The sequence below is a fragment of the Microbacterium sp. NPDC080220 genome, assembly GCF_040686395.1.
GTDB classification, from domain to species: Bacteria; Actinomycetota; Actinomycetes; order Actinomycetales; family Microbacteriaceae; genus Microbacterium; species Microbacterium gawkjiense.
On sequence record NZ_JBFBOP010000003.1, the window covers coordinates 326,533 to 347,235 of the forward strand.

A 20,703-nucleotide genomic window follows, 5' to 3' on the forward strand; every position below is an offset into this window, starting at 1 on the left:
AGTGTCACCTCATGAGCACTCGGGGGAGCGGTACACGTCGTCGGATCACCGGAACGAGCCTGGCGGCTGCGGTCGCCGTCCTGCTGCTGGCCGGATGCGCGGGTGCCGTCGAGGCATCCCCGTCCCCCTCTTCGGCGTCACCGTCCGCGCCGTCCGCCGGACCGTCGCCCTCGCCGGAGGAGACGGATGCCGAAGCTCAGGGCATCTCTGCGACGTGCGATGACCTGCTCGCCGATCCGTCGCTCAGCGAGGTGACGGACCCCGCGGACGCGGTCGAACCCGACGGCCTGTGGTCGACGGCGGCGGAGGTGGCGGGCGGGCTCGTCTGCGGGTTCGACTCCTCCCGACTGTCGGGCACGATCGTCGCGCTGCCCGCCGACCGAGCCGGGTCGGTGGCCGCCGCGGCGGAGGCCGCATGCGCCCCGTCGTACGATGCCGTCGAATGCATCGGGACGGGTGCCGCGGATGGTATGGCCGTCGCCGTGTCGTTCCTCGCCGTGGAGCAGACGCAGGCGCAGATCGATCTCGTGACGCGCCTGCGCGACGCCGCGCTCGACGCGGTGCGCGCCGCCGATCGGGCGCCGCTCGCCGAACCGGCGGCGCTGCCCCCGTCGTGCACCGAGCTCGGTGACGCCATCGACCCGTCCGCCGTGCTGCGCGCCGAGGAGGTGTTCCCGGAGCCGATCATGGAGGGCGACCTCCCGTTCGACCGGCGGACCGTCGAGGCGGCGGAGCTTGTGCGGGCCTGCGACTGGTCCGAGTTGACCGACTCCCGAGAGCTGCAGGTCGTCATCGTCCCGGGTGGAGCGGAGAAGTGGGACGAGGTGAGCGACCGGCTCGGCGGCACGGCTGCGTCCGTCGACGGCGCCGACGCCACCAAGGTCCAGGAGGACAACCGCGTCCGGCTCCTCGTCCGCGGAAGTGTCGACCTGATCCTGGTCGAAGGCCGGTTCGGCGACGCCGAGCGAGCCGTCAGCCCGGAGGATCTCCGGACGGTGGCGCAGAAGCTCCTCGCCCTCAGCTGATCTCGCCGCCGACCCCGCCGGCGTCGTCACCGGCGTCGAGCGACACCCGGACCGCGACCTCGAGCGCGTCGACGAGGCGGTCGAAGGGCAGCGACGGCACGTCGCCGGGCCCGGTGCCGTCCGCCCACGGGAGGTGGACGAATCCCGCGCGCACCGGGGCACCGTCCGTGGCGTGCAGGGCGGCGTACATCACCGCGTTGCAGACGAACGTGCCGGCCGTGTGCGAGACGGTGGACGGGATGCCGCGGTCCGTGAGTGCCGCACCGATCGCCTTGACGGGGAGCGTCGCGAAGTACGCCGCGGGCCCGCCGTCGACGACGGGGGCGTCCCGGGGGCAGTGGCCTGCGTTGTCGGGGATGCGGGCGTCGGCCAGGTTCACGGCCACGCGTTCGGGGGTTACGGCCGCACGACCGCCGGCTAGACCCGTGGCGACCACGACATCCGGTCGATGCTCCTCGAGGAGCGCGGCCAGACGTGCCGTCGCACCGTCGAAGGTGACGGGCAGCACCTCGGTGATGAGGCGCTCGGGTCCGCGCCAGCGCGCGGCGAGTGCGCGGACGGCATCCCCCGACGGGTTCACCGCGTCGCCGGCGAACGGTTCGAATCCGGTCAGGAGGACGGTGCGCATCCCTTCAGGCTAAGCGCCTCGCCGCCACGGCGTCCCGGCCCGCGCACCTAGACTTGACCCTCGTGGTCACCCGTCTCTCGACATACTTCCTCCGCACGCTCCGCGAAGACCCGGCCGACGCCGAGGTCACCAGTCACCGCCTGCTGGTGCGCGCCGGCTACATCCGCCGCGCCGCCCCCGGCGTCTTCACCTGGCTGCCGCTCGGCCTGCGGGTGAAGACGAAGCTCGAGCAGATCATCCGCGAGGAGATGGCGAACGCGGGGGCCTTCGAGGTCCACTTCCCCGCGCTGCTGCCGCGTGAGCCGTACGAGCAGTCCGGACGCTGGACCTCCTACGGCGACGGGATCTTCCGCCTGCAGGACCGCAAGGGCGCCGATTACCTGCTCGCTCCCACGCACGAGGAGATGTTCACGCTCCTCGTGAAGGACCTGTACTCCTCGTACAAGGATCTGCCGCTGAGGATCTTCCAGATCCAGGACAAGTACCGGGATGAGGCGCGTCCCCGCGCGGGCCTGCTGCGCGGCCGCGAGTTCACGATGAAGGACGCCTACTCGTTCGACTACACCGACGAGGGGCAGGACGTCTCGTACCAGTCGCAGCGCGACGCGTACGAGCGGATCTTCACGCGCCTCGGCCTGGAGTACGTCATCGTCGCCGCCGACAACGGACTGATGGGCGGTGCGCGCAGCGAGGAGTTCCTGCACCCGATCGCCGTCGGCGAGGACACCTTCGTCCGGTCCGCCGGCGGCTACGCGGCCAACGTCGAGGCCTTCACGACGGTCGTGCCCGACGCCCTTCCGCTGCCCGACGGCGCCCCGGTCGTCTTCGACTCCCCGGACACCCCGACGATCGACACGCTCGTCGCGCACGCCAACGCCCACCTCGACGCCCCGGCGTCCGGCATCGCCGGTCCCGCGACCGACGGCGCCGACACCTGGACGGCGGCCCACACGCTGAAGAACGTCGTCCTCGCCCTCACGCACCTCGACGGCACGCGCGAACTCGTGATCGTCGGCCTGCCCGGCGACCGCGACGTGGACGACAAGCGGGCGGAGGTCGCCTTCGCACCCGCCGCCGTCGAAGCGGCGACCGAGGCCGACTTCGCGAAGCACCCCGGCCTTGTGAAGGGGTACATCGGACCCTGGTCGCCGAACGGTCCGGTCCTCGGCGAGGAATCGACCACCGGCATCCGCTACCTCGTCGACCCCCGCGTCGTCGAGGGCACCGCCTGGGTCACCGGCGCGAACGAGCACGAGAAGCACGCCCACTCCGTCGTTGCGGGCCGCGACTTCACGCCCGACGGCGTCATCGACATCTCGGACGTCCGGGCCGGCGACCCTGCCCCCGACGGTTCGGGGCCGGTCGAGCTCGCGCGCGGCATGGAGATCGGGCACGTCTTCCAGCTGGGACGCTTCTTCGCCGAGACGTTGGGGCTGAAGGTCCTCGACGAGAACGGCAAGCTCGTGACGGTGACGATGGGCTCGTACGGCATCGGCGTGACCCGCATCCTCGCGATCCTCGCGGAGCTCAACAACGACGACCGCGGCCTCATCTGGCCCGAGTCGATCGCGCCGTTCGACGTGCACGTCGTCGCGACCGGTCGCGACGCGGTGGCGTTCGAGCTCGCCGAGAAGCTCGCCGCCGACCTCGAGGCCGCGGGCCGCGACGTGCTGCTCGACGACCGGCCGAAGGTCTCGCCGGGCGTGAAGTTCGGCGACGCCGAGCTGGTCGGCGTGCCGTGGATCCTCATCGTCGGACGCGGCGCCGCCGACGGCCAGGTCGAGCTGTGGGATCGCCGCTCGGGCGAGCGGTCGACTCTGGCCGCCGCCGACGCGATCGCGGCGCTCACCGCCTGAGCTGCGGCATCCGTTCTCATCCATTCACCCGACGGATGCCGGATCGTGACAGCCTGGGGAGATGTCGCCGAGTCCCACCTCTTCCCTCGACGGTGACGTCACCGACGCCGTCCGTGCCCTCCTGACCGACGCCGGGGTGACCGACGACGCCGATCTCGTGGCCCGCATCCTCGTGACGGGACTCGGGATGGGGGTCGACGACACCGACCGGCTCGACCTGAAGATCGCGTCGGCGGCGCTGTCGGAGATGCGCTCCGCGTTCGGGCTGTTCGCGCCCTACCGCGGGACGCCGAAGGTGACGATCTTCGGCTCGGCGCGCACCCGGGCGAACGACCCGCTGTATCGCGCGGCCGCCGAGATCGCCGGCGCGCTCGCGCAGCGCGGCTGGATGATCGTGACCGGCGCCGGTCCCGGCATCATGCAGGCCGCGGCGGAGGGCGCGGGTCCCGAGCACTCGCTCGGCGTGTCGATCCGGCTGCCGTTCGAGGAGAAGCCGAACGCCGTGATCGCCGAGGCGGACCGCGTCGTCGCGATGAAGTACTTCTTCACGCGCAAGCTCATGCTCGTCAAGGAGTCGCGCGGGTTCGTCTGCGTTCCGGGAGGTTTCGGCACCCTCGACGAGCTGTTCGAACTGCTCACCCTGCAGCAGACCGGCAAGGCCGAGCCGACGCCGATCGTGCTGCTCGACGCCCCTGGGGGGACGTTCTGGCAGGGCCTCGAGCGGTTCGCGTCCGACCATCTCATCCCGTCGGGGGTGATCTCGCCCGACGACCTCGACCGTGTCCTCGTGACCGATTCGGTCGCGGCGGCGGAGGCCGAGATCACCGGGTTCTGGCGCAACTACGACTCGCTGCGGTGGATCGGTTCCCGCCTCGTGCTGCGGTTGTGCGCGGAGCCGACGGATGCCGAGGTCGCAGACCTCAGCGACCGTTTCACGCACCTGCTCACCGGGGGCCGCATCCAGCGCACCGCACCCCTGCGCCGCGAGCGTCAGGACGACGATCGGCTGGAGATGCCCCGCCTGCTCCTGGACTTCGACCGGCACCGTATCGGCGAGCTGCACCACCTCATCCGCGCGATCAACGCGCTCCCCTCGGCGCCCCCGGCCACGCCGCCGACCGAACCCCACGCCGTCGGCTGATCAGAGCTTCGCGTAGCGGGTGCGGAGGAAGCTGAAGACCGCGTAGACGACGAGGCCGAGCCCCACGAGGAAGACGAGGACGGGACCGATCATCTGCGAGAGGAGGGCCTCGATGGCGGCGTCGAAGCCGCCGGCGGCCGCGGAGTCCTGCTTCACGGCCGCGACGATGAGGAGGATGCCGACGATGAGCACCGACACCCCCTTGCCGATGTAGCCGAGGATCCCCGACACGGTCACGGCGACGCCCAGCGCGCCGTCCGGGATGCGGACCTGCTTGTCGAAGGATCGGCGGACACCGATCGACGCGAAGACGAGCGCTCCGATCACGAGGCCCACGCCGGCCGCAGCGACGACGAAGACCCCGCCGGGGGTTTCCAGGAGACCGCGCGTGATCTGCTGTGCCGTGCGGTCGCCGTCGGGGCGCGCCCCCAGCGCGATGGTGACGGCGATGGCGCCGAGGGCGAGGTAGACGACTGACTGCCCGGCCGCCGAGCCGCGCCTGCCCCACGCCGCGGCATCCTTCCCCTTCACGAGGCAGGCGCGCAGGGCCTGGAACAGTCCGAGCGCGGTCAGGAGGAGGCCGAGGATCCAGACGAGCACGAGCCCGAGCGGCGCGTCCAACAGGGCCTTGAAGACCCCGGCCTGGTCTGATTCGCCTCGGCCGCCGAACGAGATGACGATGACGACGACACCGAAGACGAGGTGCACGACGCCGTTGGCGGCGTACCCGCCGCGGGCCAGGATGCGCGCGACGGGGGAGCGGCGCACGGTCTGTGCGACATCCTCCACGGCATCGGTCATCCGTCGATCTTCTCAGGTCGCCCGCGATCCGATCGGGTAACGTTGACGGGATGCCGCGACGCACCGGGAGACCGGGCGTGATCGCGGCGCCGTGTTGAGCAACTGAAAAGGGAGGCACCTGTGGACATCGACCTGGGGCTGCTGAGGACTGTCGAGCGCGAGCGGGAGATCCCGTTCGACGAACTGGTCCGGATCATCGAGCAGGCCATCCTGACCGCTTACGCGAAGCACACGTCCCCCGACGGTGAACTCCCCGAGGGCGCGCGCGCCCGGCTCGACCGCAAGACCGGTCACGTCGCCGTGTACATCCCGCTGCGCGACGAGGAGGGTGCCGTCATCGGCGAGGAGGAGTCCACGCCGGACGACTTCGGCCGGATCGCCGCCTTCGCCGCGAAGCAGGTCATCAGCCAGCGTCTGCGCGACATCGCCGACGACGCGGTGCTCGGCGAGTTCAAGGGCAAGGAGGGCGACATCGTCGCGGGTGTGGTCCAGCAGGGCCCGAATCCGCGCATGGTGCACGTCGACCTCGGCACGATCGAGGCGATCCTCCCTCCCGAGGAGCAGGTCCCCGGTGAGGACTACGCCCACGGCTCCCGCCTGCGCGTCTACGTGACCTCGGTCTCGAAGGGCCTCAAGGGGCCGCAGATCACCGTCTCGCGGACGCACCCCGGTCTCGTCCGCAAGCTCTTCGCCCTCGAGGTGCCCGAGATCGCGTCGGGTGTCGTCGAGATCGTCTCGCTCGCCCGCGAGGCCGGCCACCGCACCAAGATCGCCGTCAAGGCGAACGACCCCGCCGTCAACGCGAAGGGCGCCTGCATCGGCGAACTCGGCCGCCGCGTGCGCGCGGTGACCGAGGAGCTCGGCGGCGAGAAGATCGACATCGTCGACTACGACGAGACCCTGCCGAAGTTCGTCGCGAACGCCCTCTCGCCGGCGAAGGTCACCTCGAGCTTCGTGCTCGACCAGGCCACGAAGGCCGTGCGTGCCCTCGTCCCCGACTACCAGCTGTCGCTGGCGATCGGGAAGGAAGGCCAGAACGCCCGGCTCGCCGCGAAATTGACCGGCGCGAAGATCGACATCCAGCCCGACAGCATTCTCGACGAGTCCTGACGCGGTAGGATGGAACCTGTTCGAACGTGCGTGGGATGCCGCGCGCGTGCCCCCCGGTCCTCGTTGCTCCGCATCGTGGCCCGGGACGGTGCCCTCGTCATCGACGAGAAGGCCGTCCTGCCGGGTCGGGGCGCGTGGGTGCATGACACGGACACCTGCGTGACGACCGCTCTCAAGCGGCGCGCATTCGGACGCGCACTACGGGCATCCACTCCGCTGGACACAGCGGTACTGGATGCGCGGACCACCAGAGAATCCCTCCAGCGAAACGGCTGAACGGCTATGGACACAAAGTGAACGGCTCGAAATGAGACCCGTCCGCGAATGACGGTCTGCCCTGTCCGGGGCGGGCCCCAGACAGGAGAATTGTGGCAAAACCACGCGTGCACGAGATCGCTTCCGAGCTCGGCGTCGACAGTAAGGTCGCCCTCGCGAAGCTGAAGGAGCTCGGCGAATTCGTCAAGAGCCCCTCATCCACCATCGAGCCCCCCGTGGCTCGCAAGCTCCGCGCCGCCCTCGAGGCGGAAGGCGTGAAGGCACCCGCCGCCGCGCCCGCGAAGCCCGCGGCGAAGGCCCCGACATCCGGTGCGACCCCCGGTCCCCGCCCGTCGGCACCCAAGCCCGCCCCGGCCCCCGAGCCCGCCGCGCCTGCGGCCCCCGCTCAGCCGGCCGCTGAGAAGCCCGCACCGTCGGCCCCCGAGGGCGGTGCGCCCAAGCCGGGCGCCCCCGCTCCCGCGAAGCCCGCGTCGCAGGCCCCGCGTCCCGGCGGCGCTCCGCGCCCCGGCAACAACCCCTTCGCCAGCTCGCAGGGTATGGGTCAGCGTCCCGCCGGCCCCCGCCCCGGCAACAACCCCTTCGCCTCGGCGCAGGGCATGGGCCAGCGTCCGACGCCCGGCAACATCCCGCGCCCGCAGGCGCCGCGTCCCGGTTCCCCGCGTCCGGGTGCCCCGCGTCCCGGCGGCGCCGGTCGTCCCGGTGGCGGCGGTCGTCCGGGTGCACCGTTCCAGCAGCGTCCGGGTGGTCCCGGTCGCCCCGGCGGCGGCGGCTTCGGCGCTCCGCGTCCGGGCGCCCCGGCCGGTGGTTTCGCCGGTCGTCCCGGTGGCGGCGGCGGTCGTGGTCGTGGACCCGGCGGCGGTACCGCCGGTGCCTTCGGTAAGGGCGGCGGCAAGTCGAAGCAGCGCAAGTCGCGTCGGGCGAAGCGGCAGGAATTCGAGATGCGGTCGGCGCCCGTCGTCGGCGGCGTCAACGTCCAGAAGGGCAACGGCGAGGTCATCCGGCTCCGCCGCGGCGCGTCCATCGCGGACTTCGCCGACAAGCTCGAGGCACTGCGCGGATACACCGTCCAGCCCGGCACCCTGGTGACGATCCTCTTCAACCTCGGCGAGATGGCCACGGCCACCGAGTCGCTGGACGAGGCGACGTTCGAGATCCTCGGCGAGGAGCTCGGCTACAAGATCCAGATGGTCTCGCCCGAGGACGAGGACAAAGAGCTCCTCGAGGGCTTCGGTCTCGACCTCGAGGCCGAGCTGGAGGCGGAGAACGAGGACGACCTCGAGATCCGTCCTCCCGTGGTCACCGTCATGGGCCACGTCGACCACGGTAAGACCCGACTGCTCGACGCCATCCGCCAGACCAACGTAGTCGCAGGCGAGGCCGGCGGCATCACGCAGCACATCGGTGCGTACCAGGTCTGGACCGAGCACGAGGGCATCGAGCGCGCGATCACCTTCATCGACACCCCGGGTCACGAGGCGTTCACCGCCATGCGTGCCCGCGGTGCGCAGGTGACCGACCTCGCGATCCTCGTGGTCGCGGCCGACGACGGCATCATGCCGCAGACGGTCGAGGCGCTGAACCACGCCCAGGCGGCGAACGTGCCGATCGTGGTCGCGGTCAACAAGGTCGACAAGCCCGACGCCAACCCGGCGAAGGTCCGTCAGCAGCTCACCGAGTACGGCCTCGTGGCCGAGGAGTACGGCGGCGACGTCATGTTCGTCGACGTGTCGGCTCGTCAGGGCACGAACATCCAGGCACTGCTGGATGCCGTCCTCCTCACCGCCGACGCGGGCCTGGACCTCACGGCCAACCCGAACAAGGCGGCGCGCGGTGTCGCGATCGAAGCGAAGCTCGACAAGGGTCGCGGTTCGGTCGCCACGGTGCTGATCCAGTCCGGAACGCTCCGTGTCGGCGACGCGATCGTCGCGGGTACCGCGTACGGCCGCGTCCGCGCCATGATCGACGAGAACGGCGATGCGGTCGACGAGGCCTACCCGTCGCGTCCGGTCCAGGTGCAGGGTCTGAACTCCGTGCCCCGCGCCGGTGACGTCTTCATCGTGACCGAAGAGGACCGCATGGCCCGCCAGATCGCCGAGAAGCGTGAAGCGGTCGAGCGCAACGCCCAGCTGGCCAAGGCCCGCAAGCGCATCTCGCTCGAGGACTTCACGCGAGCTCTCGAAGAGGGCAAGGTCGAGTCGCTCAACCTCATCATCAAGGGTGACGTCTCCGGTGCCGTCGAGGCGCTCGAGGAGTCCCTGCTCAAGATCGAGGTCGACGACAGCGTCCAGCTGCGCATCATCCACCGCGGCGTCGGTGCGATCACCGAGTCGGACATCAACCTGGCGACGATCGACAACGCGATCGTCATCGGCTTCAACGTCCGTCCCGACACGAAGGCCCGCGAGCGCGCCGCCCGTGAAGGTGTGGACGTCCGGTTCTACTCGGTCATCTACAACGCGATCGACGACGTCGAGCAGTCCCTCAAGGGCATGCTCAAGCCGGAGTTCGAAGAAGTGCAGTCGGGTGTCGCCGAGATCCGCGAGGTCTTCCGCTCCTCGAAGTTCGGCAACATCGCCGGTGTCATCGTCCGCTCGGGCACGATCACGCGCAACGCCAAGGCGCGCGTCATTCGCGACGGCGTCGTGATCGCCGACGGCCTGGCCATCGAGTCGCTGCGCCGCTTCAAGGACGACGTCACCGAGGTGCGTACGGACTTCGAAGCCGGTATCGGCCTCGGCAAGTACAACGACATCCAGGTCGGCGACGAGATCGAGACGACCGAAATGGTGGAGAAGCCGCGCGGCTGATCCACGGTGTTGCTACGGACTCGGATGTCCGTCCTCGGCAAGAGCGGGGCCCCTACCCCGATTGCCTCGGACGGACATCCGAGTCCTCCGCAATTCCTCCGTCAGCCGATCGCGGCCGGGGGAGAACAAGAGGAGAAGGACTATGGCCGGGGAACGGCAGGCACGGTTGGCGGACCGCATCCGCGTGCTCATCGCGGAGCGCCTCGAGAAGGGGCTGCGCGACCCGCGGCTCGGATTCGTCACGATCACCGACGTGCGCGTCACGGGCGACCTGCAGCACGCGTCGGTCTTCTACACGGTCTACGGCGACGACGAGGCCCGCGAGGGCACGGCTGCGGCGCTGAAGGCCGCGACGGGGATGCTGCGCAGCGAGGTCGGGCGACAGCTCGGCACGCGCCTCACGCCGTCGCTGGAGTTCATCCTCGACGGACTGCCCGAGAACGCCGGCCACATCGAGGACCTGCTGCGCGAGGCGCGTGAGCGCGACGCGGCCGTGGCGGCCACCGCAGCCGGCGGCACCTACGCCGGCGAGGCGGACCCGTACGTCAAGCCGCGCGAGAGCGACGAGGAGGACTGAGCGGTCCGGTCAGCGGGGCAGGTGCAGGGCACCGTCCGTGACCTCCACCAGCCCGTCGGCGATCAACGAGTCGACGGCCCGGTCGCGCTGAGCGGCATCGGGCCACTCCGAGGCCACCTCGTCCGCAGGGACGGGGTGGCCTTCGGCGTCCCGCAGCGCCTTCAGGATCGCTCCGCGGGCCTGGCGGTCGCTGCCCTCGTAGCGCGCCTGCTTGCGCCGGTCGTCGCCGGTGTCGGGGCATCCCGCCGCCCGCCAGGCGCAGACGGCCGCGAGCGGGCACGCCTCGCACCGCGGCGCACGCGCCGTGCAGACGATCGCGCCAAGCTCCATCGCGGCGGCGTTCACGACCGCGGCGTCCTCGTCGTCCGCCGGGAGGATCGCCGCCATCGCCGCGAGGTCCGCCTTCGCGGGCGGTCCGGGCTGCGACCGGCCGTCGACGGCGCGCGCCAGGACGCGACGGGTGTTGGTGTCGACGACCGGATGCCGGTCCCCGTACGCGAACACTGCCACCGCGCGGGCCGTGTAGTCGCCGATCCCGGTGAGGGCGAGCAGGGCGTCCACGTTGCGGGGGACGACGCCGTCGTGCCGGTCCCGGATCTGCGTCGCCGCGCGGTGCAGCCACAGCGCCCGGCGGGGATAGCCGAGGTTCGCCCACAGCCGCACCGCGTCGGCCGGGGGAGCGGCCGCGAGGTCGGCGGGGGTGGGCCAGCGCGCGAGCCACTCCTCGAGCCGCGGGACGACCCGCGACACGGGCGTCTGCTGCAGCATGAACTCGCTGACGAGCGTGCCCCACGCGCCGAAGCCGTCGCGCCGCCAGGGCAGGTCGCGGGCGTTCTCGCGGTACCACGCGATGAGCGGCGAGGCGAGGTCGGGCACCGCTCCAGCCTAGGCTGGAAGCCATGCAGCAGAGCCAGGGGAGCGGCGGGATCCTCCTCGTCGACAAGCCGGGCGGCGTGACGAGCCACGACATCGTGGCGCGGGCGCGCCGCGCCCTGAACACCCGCAAGATCGGCCACGCCGGCACCCTCGACCCGATGGCGACCGGGCTGCTCGTCCTGGGCGTCGGTCACGCCACGCGGCTGCTCACCTACGTCGTCGGACTCGACAAGACCTACGAGGCCACCATCCGCCTGGGTGTCACGACGGACTCCGACGACGCCGACGGTGTCGAGACCGCACGAACGGTTGCCGGTGGTGTGGCCGACGACGCGATCCACCGCGGCATCCGCGCCCTGTCCGGACCGATCTCGCAGGTGCCCAGTACCGTCTCGGCGATCAAGGTCGGCGGGCGCCGCGCGTACGACCTCGCGCGCGCCGGAGAGCAGGTCGAGCTGAAGGCGAGGGACGTCGTGATCAGCCGGTTCGAGGTGCGCGGCATCCGTCGGGACGGCGACGTGGTCGACGTCGACGTGGTCGTGGACTGCTCGAGCGGCACGTACATCCGGGCCCTCGCCCGCGACCTCGGCGCGGACCTCGGCGTGGGCGGGCACCTCACAGCGCTCCGGCGCACGCGGATCGGTCCGTTCGACGTTGCCGACGCCGTCACCGAGCTGACCGAAGACATCCCGCTGCAGGATGCCGCGGGTGTCGCGGCATCCCTTCTCGGCACCTTCGCGGTCACCGCCGACGAGGCGCGCGACCTCCGTCACGGCAAGCGTCTGGTCGGGGCGGCGGACCGCCTGCCGACCGACACACCCGCCGCGATCGCGCCCGACGGTGCGCTCGTCGGGATCGTCGGCCGTCGCGGCGACGACGTCAAGAGCCTCATGAACATGCCCGAGGAGCAGCCATGATCGCGTGGTTCACCGTCGTCCAGATCGCCGTCGCGTGCGCGGCGGGTCTGCTGTGCACCGTGCTGGGTCTCGCCGGCCGTCGCCCGAGCGATCTCTCCGTGGGTACGCAGGCGCTCGTCCTTCTGCTGCTCATCGTGCAGGTCGTGATCGCGATCATCGCCCCGCTCGCCGGCAACCCGCCGACGGGGGACCTGCTGGAGTTCTGGGTCTACCTGGTCTCGGCGGTCCTCATCCCGCCGGCCGCGGTCGCCTGGGCGCTCATCGAACGCGGTCGCTGGAGCACGGTCGTCATGGGGGTCGCCGCGTTCGCGATCGCCATCATGATCTGGCGCATGAACGTCATCTGGACGGTGCAGGTCGCCTGACCCCGGCCGGGCCGCGTCCGCGGCGGTCGTAGGATTGAGGGGCCATGCCTGAGACCGCGCCGACCTCGACCGCTCCGTCGGCCGCCTCCCCGCGTCGGATGACCGGTGTCGGCCGTGTGCTCGTGGTCGTCTACGCGATCATGGCCCTCGGCGCGACGGGTCGTTCGTTCGTGCAGATCGTCCGCGAGTTCGACGACGCACCGCTCGCGTACTCGCTGTCGGCCCTCGCCGCGCTCGTCTACATCCTCGCCACCCTCGCGCTCGTGTTCAGCGCGTCCGAGCGGTGGTACCGCGTCGCGTGGGCGGCGATCGTCTTCGAACTCGTGGGTGTGCTCGTCGTCGGGACGCTCTCGCTGACGCATCCCGAGCTCTTCGACCACCCCACGGTGTGGTCGGGGTACGGCATCGGATACGTCCTCGTCCCGCTCGTGCTGCCCTTTCTGGGGCTCTGGTGGCTCATCACCCACCGGCACGCCCGTGCCGCCGCGGAGGGCGCCGCGTGATCGTCTTCCGCGATCCCGCCGAGGTGCCCGCCGGCTTCGGCCCGAGTGTCGTCGCGATCGGCAAGTTCGACGGCGTGCACTCGGGGCACCGCGCCGTCATCGACCGCGCGCGCGTGGCCGCGATGGACGACGGCGCACGCGTGGTCGCCGTCACATTCGACCGCAACCCGCTCGCCCTGCTGCGACCGGACCGCTGCCCCGAACCCCTCGTGAGCGTGGATCAGAAGATCGCCCTGCTCGCCGAGGCCGGTGTCGACGCGGTGCTCGTGCTGCGCTTCGACGAGGAACTCGCCGCGCTCGCGCCCGAGGAGTTCGCGCAGCGCATCCTCGTCGACGCCCTGCACGCGGTGTGCGTCATGGTGGGGGTCGACTTCCGCTTCGGACGCGGCGGAGCGGGTGATCCCGCCTTCCTCACGACGTTCGGCGAGACCCACGGGTTCACGGTGGACGTCGTGGGCGACGTCCAGGGCGGCGGACGCCGGGTCTCGTCGACCTGGGTGCGCGAGATGCTCGCCGCCGGCCAGGTGGAGGACGCCGCCCGCCTGCTGGGGCGCCCCCATGCCGTCCGCGCCGAGGTGGTCCACGGGCTCAAGCGCGGTCGCGAGCTCGGCTACCCGACCGCCAACCTGTCGACGGATGCCGAGGGGTTCATCCCCGCCGACGGCGTGTACGCCGGCTGGCTGATCGACGAGGGGACGGATGCCGGGCGCGTCCGCGCCGCGACGCGATACCCGGCCGCCGTCTCGGTCGGCACGAACCCCACCTTCGACGACGTTCCCCGGCGTCAGGTCGAGGCGTACGTCCTCGATGAGACCGGCCTCGACCTCTACGGCCACACGGTGCAGGTGCAGTTCACCGCCCGCATCCGCGGCATGGTCCGCTTCGAGGGCATCGAGGCCCTCATCGAGCGGATGGATGCCGACGTCGCCGAGGTGCGGGCGGCGCTGCAGCCCGGCGCCTGAGTCCGAGCGGCGCGGGGCGAGCCGCGCCGGTCAGTACGAGCCGGAGTCGACCGCTCCGGTCGCCTCGTCGCCGGCGTCGATGCGACGCGCTTCGCCGAGGATGACGGCGCTGCCGCTCGTGCCGAGGCGGGTCGCGCCGGCCTCGAGCATCGCGATCGCGTCGGCGTAGCTGCGCACCCCGCCGGAGGCCTTCACCTCGACGCCTGCACCCACGGTGCGACGCATGAGCTGGACGTGGGGGATCGTGGCCCCACCGCCGGCGAACCCGGTCGAGGTCTTCACGAAGTGGGCGCCGCCGGCCTCGGTGAGGCGGCTGCCGCGCTCGATCTGCTCGTCGTCGAGCAGGGCCGTCTCGAGGATGACCTTCGTGACGCGGCCCTCCGCCGCCGCGACGACCGCGCGGATGTCCTCGACCACGACGTCGTCGAAGCCCGAGCGCAGCGCGCCGATGTTGACGACCATGTCGACCTCGCTCGCGCCGTCGGCGATCGCCTGTCGCGTCTCGGCCACCTTCGCGGCGGTCGAGGTGGTGCCGTGCGGGAACCCGATGACCGTGCCGACCGCGACGCCGGTGCCGTCGAGGCGGGCCACGGCGTGGGGGATGTCGCTCGGGCGCACGCAGACGCTGAACACACCCCATTCCGCGGCGATGTCGAGCTCGGCGTCCACGTCGGCGCGGGTGAGCTCCGGCTTGAGGATCGCGTGGTCGATGGTGGCGGCGAGTTCGCGTTCGGTGGGCATGACACCAGCGTACGCGGCACCGCGCGCGGCACCGCCGAGTCGCGGTGGGAGCCCGGGACCGCGACGCGCTAGAATGGCGGGGAAGGGCCCGTCCCGTCGCCGCAGCTCGCAGAAGCGAGTACCCGCAGCCGTGACGACCCGGGGACCACATCCGCGCCGCGACCGACGTCGCGGCCTCGAAGACCGTCGTCTCGCACGACGCTCGCCGGCATCCGCCGGTGTCACGCTCAGGAGGAGCATGCCGACCACGGCAGCCACCGCCCCCAAGACCGCCGCTCGGCGTCGTCGGGGATCATCGTCGCGCCGAGACGACGAAGCACCCCTCATCCCGATCCTCGCCCGGAAGGTGCGCGAGGTCGAGGCCAAGGCCCAGCGGGGCAAGCTCGGGCCGACCAACCGCGTCAAGTTCCAGGTGATCGCCTTCCTCGTGCGCGAGGAGCGCGCCCGCGTGAAGGCGGCGTCCGACATCGCCGACGGTGCGCGCGCCGAGCTGCTCAAGCGCCTCGACGGCGTCGCGACGATCCTCGCCAAGACCGCGGCCCGCGACACCTCCCTCATCCAGCTGCTCGAGGTCGATCAGGCGACGTCGCCCGTCGCGCGCCGCATGCGTCGTGACTGGCTCCTCGAGTCCGGGGCGGAGCTGCCCGAGGACGAGCTCATCATCACCGACGCGAAGCCCGTGCAGGCTCCCGTCGTCCCCGAGGCGATCGCGGACCGTCAGGTGGTGCCGCCGCAGGTCGAGGCCCGCAAGGAGGCCAACCCCTTCCTCGCCCCCGACGTCGCCCTTCGCGCGCCCGTGTCGACGCCGCGCCGCCGGCTCGACGGGTGGGAGCTGATGGGCCCGCTGTACAAGGCTTTCGAGACCGGTGCCGGGGGAGGGGCCGCGTCCATGGACCTGCCGCCCGTCCCCGAGTTCGACCGCATCTCGCCCAAGGGGCTCGACGTCATGCCGCACCAGTCGCGGTTCCTCGAGGCCGTCCGCACGGGGCACCGCAGCTTCCTGCTGGCCGACGAGCCGGGTCTCGGCAAGACGGCGCAGTCGGTGCTCGCGGCATCCGTCGCCGACGCCTACCCGCTGCTGGTCGTCGTCCCCAACGTCGTGAAGATGAACTGGGCGCGCGAGGTGGAGCGGTGGACCCCGCAACGTCGCGCGACCGTCATCCAGGGTGACGGCGAGACGATGGATGCCTTCGCGGACGTCTTCATCGTCAACTACGAGATCCTCGATCGCCACCTGTCCTGGCTCAGCTCGATCGGGCTGAAGGGCATGGTCGTCGACGAGGCCCACTTCATCAAGAACCTGACCTCGCAGCGCTCGCGCAACGTGCTCGCGCTCGCCTCGCGTATCCGCGAGCAGGTGCGCGATCCGCTGCTGCTCGCACTGACGGGTACCCCGCTCATCAACGACGTCGAGGACTTCGACGCGATCTGGCGCTTCCTCGGCTGGACCAACGGCGAGAAGCCCGGTCCCGAGCTGATGGCGCGCCTCGACGAGACCGGCCTCACCCCCGCGGACAAGGCGTTCTACCCCGAGGCCCGCTCCGCCGTCATCTCGATGGGCATCGTGCGGCGCAAGAAGAAGGACGTCGCCGCCGACCTCCCCGACAAGCTCGTCGCCGACCTCCCCGTCGAGCTCGACGACGAGTACGGCCGCTCCATCCGCGCCGCCGAGCGGGAGCTCGGGGAGCGTCTGGCGGCGAAGTACCGCCGCATCATCGAAGCGCGCGGCGACCGCGTCGTCCGCGGCGACGTCGACGAGGACATCGTGCGCCTCGTCGCGCACGGCGAGCTCGAAGAGGCCAAGGCCGCCGGCTCCGGCTCCGAGAACGTGTTCACGATGGTCCGCCGCATCGGTCAGGCGAAGGCGCAGCTCGCCGCCGACTACGCCGTGCAGCTGCAGCGCTCGGTCGGCAAGGTGGTCTTCTTCGCCAAGCACATCGACGTGATGGATGCCGCCGAGGCGCACTTCGCGTCGGCGGGGCTCCGCACCGTCTCGATCCGCGGCGACCAGACGACGCCCGTCCGCCAGCAGGCGATCGACGCGTTCAACGGCGACCCCGACGTCGCCATCGCGGTGTGCTCGCTCACGGCGGCCGGTGTCGGTCTCAACCTGCAGGCCGCCTCGAACGTCGTGCTCGCCGAGCTCAGCTGGACGGCCGCCGAGCAGACGCAGGCGATCGACCGCGTGCACCGCATCGGTCAGGGCGAGCCGGTCACGGCGTGGCGAATCATCGCGGCGCACACGATCGACACGAAGATCGCCGAGCTCATCGACAGTAAGCAGGGTCTCGCGCAGCGCGCCCTCGACGGCGACGCGGTCGACCCGACCTCGAGCGACTCCGTGCAGCTGTCCGCGCTCATGCACCTGCTCCGGCAGGCGCTCGGCGCCGCCTGAGCCCGCTCGGCTGGCAGGCGACGCCGTCGCGGCGATAGTGTCATCGAGGCAGCGTCGCCCCCAGCACCAACCCGAGATCACTTAAGGACCCCTCATGAAGATCGGTATCCTCACGAGCGGCGGCGACTGTCCAGGACTGAACGCCGTCATCCGGGGCATCGTGCTGAAGGGCACGACCACGTACGACATCGAGTTCGTGGGCATCCGCGACGGGTGGCGCGGCGTGGTCGACGGTGACTTCTTCCCGCTCACGCGCCACGAGGTGAAGGGTCTGTCCAAGGTCGGCGGGACGATCCTCGGCACGAGCCGGACGAACCCCTACGAGGGCCCGCGCGGCGGCGCCGAGAACATCTCGAAGACGCTGTACGGCCACCGTCTCGACGGCATCGTCGCAATCGGCGGCGAGGGCACCCTGGCTGCGGCCGACCGGCTGCACAAGGACGGCATCAACGTCCTGGGTGTGCCGAAGACCATCGACAACGACCTCCACGCCACCGACTACTCGTTCGGCTTCGACACGGCGGTGAACATCGCGACCGAGGCGATGGACCGCCTGCGGACGACCGGTGACTCGCACCAGCGATGCATGGTCGCCGAGGTGATGGGTCGACACGTGGGCTGGATCGCCCTGCATTCCGGGATCGCGGCCGGCGCGCACGTCATCTGCATCCCCGAGCACCCGATGTCGATCGACGAGATCGCCGAGCAGGTCCAGAAGGCCCACGACCGCGGTCGTGCGCCGCTCGTGGTCGTCTCGGAGGGCTTCACCCTCACCGGCATGGACGAGGCGTACAGCGACAAGGGGCTCGACGCCTTCAACCGCCCCCGCCTCGGCGGCATCAGCGAGATCCTCGCCCCTGAGATCGAGCGGATCACGGGCATCGAGACTCGCGCGACCGTCCTCGGCCACATCCAGCGCGGCGGTTCGCCGTCGGGCTTCGACCGTGTCCTCGCGACACGTCTGGGCCTGCACGCCGCGGACGCCGTCGTCGACGGCGCATGGGGCCAGATGGTCGCCATGCAGGGCACCGAGATCGTCCGGGTGCCCTTCGCGGAGGCGCTCGGATCGCTCCACACCGTGCCGGCGCACCGCTACGAAGAAGCCGCCGCGCTGTTCGGTTGAGCCGGCTCGCGTGACGAGTGCGTCCGCGCGGACCTCGCTGGCGCCCGCCCTGGTGGGTGCGGTGACGGTCGGCGTCCTCACCGCCGTCCAGGCGCGCATCAACGGTCAGCTCGGTGTGCGTCTCGAGCACGCCATGGTGGCCGCCGTCATCTCGTTCGGCAGCGGTCTGCTGCTGATCGCGCTCGTCTCGGTGCTGACCCCGGGTGGGCGTCGCGGTGCGGTCCTGCTGAGCCGCGGCATCCGCGAGCGCAGCATTCCGTGGTGGATGCTGGTGGGCGGCGCCGCGGGAGCGTTGACAGTCGGAACGCAGGCCGTCGCCGTCGGGATCGTGGGGGTGTCGCTGTTCACGGTCGGCATCGTCGCAGGGCAGACGGTGGGCGGGCTGATCCTCGACCGGGTGGGGTACGGGCCCGGCGGGGTCGTCGCCGTCACGGTGCCGCGACTGGTCGGCGGCGCGCTCGCCCTGGCCGCGGTGGGCGTGGTGCTGGTCTCGGGGGACGGGCTGGCGGGCGTGCCCGTCTGGATGGTCGTGCTCCCCGTCGTCGTCGGAGCGGGGCTCGCCTGGCAGCAGGCGACCAACGGCCGGCTGCGGGTGCGCGTCGGGACCCCGGTGACGGCGACGCTTGTGAACTTCACGCTGGGGACGGCGATCCTGGCGGTGCTGGCGGTCGTCGTGACGATCGTCGACGGACCACCGGCGCCGCTGCCCTCGGAGCCGTGGCTCTACCTCGGCGGTGCGGTCGGCGTGGCCTACATCGTGCTGTCGGCCGCGCTCGTGGCCCGCACGGGGGTGCTCCTGTTCGGGTTGGCCGCGGTGTCGGGGCAGCTCCTCGCGTCACTGGCTCTCGATGTGCTCTGGCCTGCGCCGGCCGGACCGGGGGTCGTCATCGAAGCCGTCACGGTCGTCATCGGACTGGCGTCGGTGTTCGTCGCCGCGTTCTGGCCCGTCCGGCGCTGACGCGGTCAGCCGGTCGGGGCGGGCGACGGTTCGGCGGGAGCGGGGCTGTCGGCCGGGTCGGGCTCGGTGACGGCGTCATCAGTGGGTGCGGGGCTCGGCTCGACGGGGGCCGTGCCGCCGCCCTCGACGGTGCCCTCGTCGTCGGTGGCGCCCTCGGCCGGGGCCGTCTCCTCCGCCGGCTCCGTGGCGCCCTCGTCCGGTGTCGCCTCCTCGTCGGGCGCCTCGGTGGTCACCTCGGGCGTCGGTGTCGTCTCCTGCTCGTCCGTGGTGTCCGTGTCGCTCACGGTGTCGACCTCGTCGGGGGCCTCGTCCTCGGCGACCGGGGCGGTCGGACTGACGTTCGGGGTCGGGTCGGTGACGGGAGCGGGGTCGGGGGGAGCTACCTCGTCGCCGTCGGCGGTGAGGGCCAGGATGCCGCCGGTCCCGGCGACGAGCGCCGCCGCGGCGGCCGCGGTGATCCAGACCGTCGCTCGGCGCCGTGACCGTCGGCGGGGCCGGCGTTCGGCCGGCTGGCCCTCGGCAGGGGCTGCCGGGGCGGGCGCCGCGTCGATGGTGCGGGTCGCCTCGGCTGCAGGCGAAGCGCTGGAGGCGGCCGCCAGCACACTGGTGGGGGCCGTCGCGGGCGTGGATGGAGGGGGAGCGGCGTCGGTCGCGGCGGCCCCGGCGGGCAGGAGAGCCTCGGTCGCCGCATCCGGAGCATGGTCGACAGAGCCCGCCGCCATCGCTGCGCCGGCGCTGCCGGCGGCCACCGCGCCGGCCGCGGGAAGCGATTCGGTGCGGGCGTCGGACGTGGTCGCGGCGAGCGCGCGTGCGCGCATCGCGACGTCGAGGGCCGTGGGCCGCTCGGCCGGGTCGATGCGCGTCATGTCGCGCAGCAGGTCCCGCCATTCCGGGTCGAGCTCCGCAGGGATCTCCGGTGGGGCCTCGAGTCGGGCGAGGGCGGTGGCGACGCCGGCCGCGTCGGGGAAGGCCCGTTTCCCTGTCAGGGATTCGATCAGGACCAGGCCGAGGGCGTAGACGTCGGCGGGCGGTGCCGGATCGACGCCCTGTACCTGCTCGGGAGCAAGGTAGGCGGCGGTGCCGATCACCTCGCCGGGGTTCGTCACCCGTGCGGTGTCGACGAGATATGCGATGCCGAAATCGGCGAGCTTGGCGCGGAACTCGTGATCGGGGAGGGGAGACGGTGCGAGCAGGACGTTGGATGGCTTCACGTCGCGGTGCACCACGCCGGCGCCGTGTGCGACGTGGAGGGCTTCGCCGAGCTCGGCGGCCATCGTCGCCGCCGCAGACGGGGTCAACGGAGACCGGGCGATGCGCGTCGTGAGGGTGGGTCCCTCGACGAGCTCCATCACGAGGTACGGCGGATCCGCGTCGAGTTGCGCGTCGTAGAGCGTCACCAGCGACGGGTGGTTGAGCGCCGCCAGCACGCTGACCTCGCCGCGCGCACGGCTGTCGGCGGCGACTCCGTCGGCCCCCGAGCGCACAACCTTGATCGCGACCTCTCGGCCGAGGACGACGTCCTCGCCGCGGTACACGTCGGCCATGCCGCCGCGGCCGAGCGTCTCACCGAGACGGTAACGGCCGCCCAGCAGGTCGTCTGCGTGGTCGGTGGTGTCGGGCATGTGCATCCTCCGACCGCGGC

19 protein-coding genes are annotated in these 20,703 nt (G+C 71.7%); 14 read left to right on the plus strand and 5 right to left on the minus strand.

Annotation, left to right across the window (positions count from 1 at the left end):
• Nucleotides 1-11 precede the first annotated feature (11 nt).
• Nucleotides 12-1,025, plus strand: coding sequence for a hypothetical protein (locus tag AB0P29_RS07430; RefSeq protein WP_363379249.1), 1,014 nt, complete (start codon nt 12-14; stop codon nt 1,023-1,025).
• Here the strand turns inward: AB0P29_RS07430 and pcp are convergent.
• Entirely contained in the window at nt 1,018-1,653 is a 636-nt protein-coding gene (gene pcp, locus AB0P29_RS07435) for a pyroglutamyl-peptidase I (RefSeq protein ID WP_363379250.1), read from the minus strand. The genes AB0P29_RS07430 and pcp overlap by 8 nt on opposite strands.
• A gap of 62 nt (nt 1,654-1,715) precedes the next feature.
• On the opposite strand from pcp, the gene AB0P29_RS07440 reads away from it, so the two are divergent.
• Together AB0P29_RS07440 and AB0P29_RS07445 are read left to right on the plus strand one after the other, a co-directional pair.
• Nucleotides 1,716-3,509, plus strand: coding sequence for a proline--tRNA ligase (locus tag AB0P29_RS07440; protein ID WP_363379251.1), 1,794 nt, complete (start codon nt 1,716-1,718; stop codon nt 3,507-3,509).
• A 61-nt stretch (nt 3,510-3,570) separates the two neighbouring features.
• The gene (locus AB0P29_RS07445) at nt 3,571-4,650 is read left to right on the plus strand and encodes a TIGR00730 family Rossman fold protein (RefSeq protein WP_359917946.1); all 1,080 of its coding nucleotides are present in this window, start codon (nt 3,571-3,573) and stop codon (nt 4,648-4,650) included.
• Here the strand turns inward: AB0P29_RS07445 and AB0P29_RS07450 are convergent, their stop codons facing one another.
• Nucleotides 4,651-5,451, minus strand: coding sequence for a DUF1206 domain-containing protein (locus AB0P29_RS07450; protein WP_311284208.1), 801 nt, complete (start codon nt 5,449-5,451; stop codon nt 4,651-4,653).
• Between the two features lie 120 nt (nt 5,452-5,571).
• Between AB0P29_RS07450 and nusA the strand changes: the two genes are divergently transcribed.
• The 4 genes from nusA (at nt 5,572) to rbfA (ending at nt 10,221) form a co-directional block, all read left to right on the plus strand.
• Nucleotides 5,572-6,561: a transcription termination factor NusA gene (gene nusA, locus AB0P29_RS07455; protein ID WP_064001510.1), complete on the plus strand. Its 990-nt coding sequence runs from the start codon at nt 5,572-5,574 to the stop codon at nt 6,559-6,561.
• Nucleotides 6,562-6,570: 9 nt separating this feature from the next.
• Complete coding sequence (locus tag AB0P29_RS07460) at nt 6,571-6,837, plus strand: YlxR family protein (RefSeq protein WP_311284207.1); 267 nt, start codon at nt 6,571-6,573, stop codon at nt 6,835-6,837.
• A gap of 92 nt (nt 6,838-6,929) precedes the next feature.
• Entirely contained in the window at nt 6,930-9,644 is a 2,715-nt protein-coding gene (gene infB, locus AB0P29_RS07465) for a translation initiation factor IF-2 (RefSeq protein WP_197471562.1), read from the plus strand.
• Nucleotides 9,645-9,786: 142 nt separating this feature from the next.
• Nucleotides 9,787-10,221 (plus strand): 30S ribosome-binding factor RbfA, encoded by a 435-nt coding sequence (rbfA, locus tag AB0P29_RS07470; RefSeq protein ID WP_217531202.1) that lies wholly within the window; start codon nt 9,787-9,789, stop codon nt 10,219-10,221.
• Nucleotides 10,222-10,230: 9 nt separating this feature from the next.
• On the opposite strand, the gene AB0P29_RS07475 is transcribed toward rbfA, so the two are convergent.
• Complete coding sequence (locus tag AB0P29_RS07475) at nt 10,231-11,097, minus strand: A/G-specific adenine glycosylase (protein WP_217531203.1); 867 nt, start codon at nt 11,095-11,097, stop codon at nt 10,231-10,233.
• Nucleotides 11,098-11,120: 23 nt separating this feature from the next.
• Here AB0P29_RS07475 and truB point away from each other — a divergent pair, with 23 nt between their 5' ends.
• From truB to AB0P29_RS07495, 4 genes are read left to right on the plus strand one after another with little or no spacing between them, the layout of a single operon-like run.
• Complete coding sequence (gene truB, locus AB0P29_RS07480; protein ID WP_363379252.1) at nt 11,121-12,014, plus strand: tRNA pseudouridine(55) synthase TruB; 894 nt, start codon at nt 11,121-11,123, stop codon at nt 12,012-12,014.
• Nucleotides 12,011-12,379 carry a hypothetical protein gene (locus AB0P29_RS07485; protein WP_064001515.1) on the plus strand — a complete coding sequence of 123 codons (369 nt, stop codon included), beginning with the start codon at nt 12,011-12,013 and terminating at the stop codon, nt 12,377-12,379. Before truB ends, AB0P29_RS07485 begins: the two co-directional genes overlap by 4 nt.
• Nucleotides 12,380-12,423: 44 nt before the next feature.
• Nucleotides 12,424-12,882: a hypothetical protein gene (locus AB0P29_RS07490; RefSeq protein WP_363379253.1), complete on the plus strand. Its 459-nt coding sequence runs from the start codon at nt 12,424-12,426 to the stop codon at nt 12,880-12,882.
• Nucleotides 12,879-13,844: a bifunctional riboflavin kinase/FAD synthetase gene (locus AB0P29_RS07495; protein WP_253036077.1), complete on the plus strand. Its 966-nt coding sequence runs from the start codon at nt 12,879-12,881 to the stop codon at nt 13,842-13,844. The genes AB0P29_RS07490 and AB0P29_RS07495 overlap by 4 nt, the downstream gene beginning before the upstream one ends.
• A 30-nt stretch (nt 13,845-13,874) precedes the next feature.
• Here AB0P29_RS07495 and deoC read toward each other — a convergent pair whose 3' ends face one another.
• Nucleotides 13,875-14,585 carry a deoxyribose-phosphate aldolase gene (gene deoC, locus AB0P29_RS07500; protein WP_064001518.1) on the minus strand — a complete coding sequence of 237 codons (711 nt, stop codon included), beginning with the start codon at nt 14,583-14,585 and terminating at the stop codon, nt 13,875-13,877.
• 238 nt (nt 14,586-14,823) lie between these two features.
• Between deoC and AB0P29_RS07505 the strand changes: the two genes are divergently transcribed.
• The 3 genes from AB0P29_RS07505 to AB0P29_RS07515 all read left to right on the plus strand — a co-directional run bounded on the left by AB0P29_RS07505 (nt 14,824) and on the right by AB0P29_RS07515 (nt 19,061).
• Nucleotides 14,824-16,980 (plus strand): DEAD/DEAH box helicase, encoded by a 2,157-nt coding sequence (locus AB0P29_RS07505; protein WP_363379254.1) that lies wholly within the window; start codon nt 14,824-14,826, stop codon nt 16,978-16,980.
• Between the two features lie 94 nt (nt 16,981-17,074).
• Complete coding sequence (locus AB0P29_RS07510; protein ID WP_363379255.1) at nt 17,075-18,103, plus strand: ATP-dependent 6-phosphofructokinase; 1,029 nt, start codon at nt 17,075-17,077, stop codon at nt 18,101-18,103.
• A gap of 10 nt (nt 18,104-18,113) precedes the next feature.
• The gene (locus AB0P29_RS07515) at nt 18,114-19,061 is read left to right on the plus strand and encodes a DMT family transporter (protein ID WP_363379256.1); all 948 of its coding nucleotides are present in this window, start codon (nt 18,114-18,116) and stop codon (nt 19,059-19,061) included.
• A gap of 5 nt (nt 19,062-19,066) precedes the next feature.
• Here AB0P29_RS07515 and AB0P29_RS07520 read toward each other — a convergent pair whose 3' ends face one another.
• Nucleotides 19,067-20,683: a serine/threonine-protein kinase gene (locus AB0P29_RS07520; protein ID WP_363379257.1), complete on the minus strand. Its 1,617-nt coding sequence runs from the start codon at nt 20,681-20,683 to the stop codon at nt 19,067-19,069.
• Nucleotides 20,684-20,703: the final 20 nt, after the last annotated feature.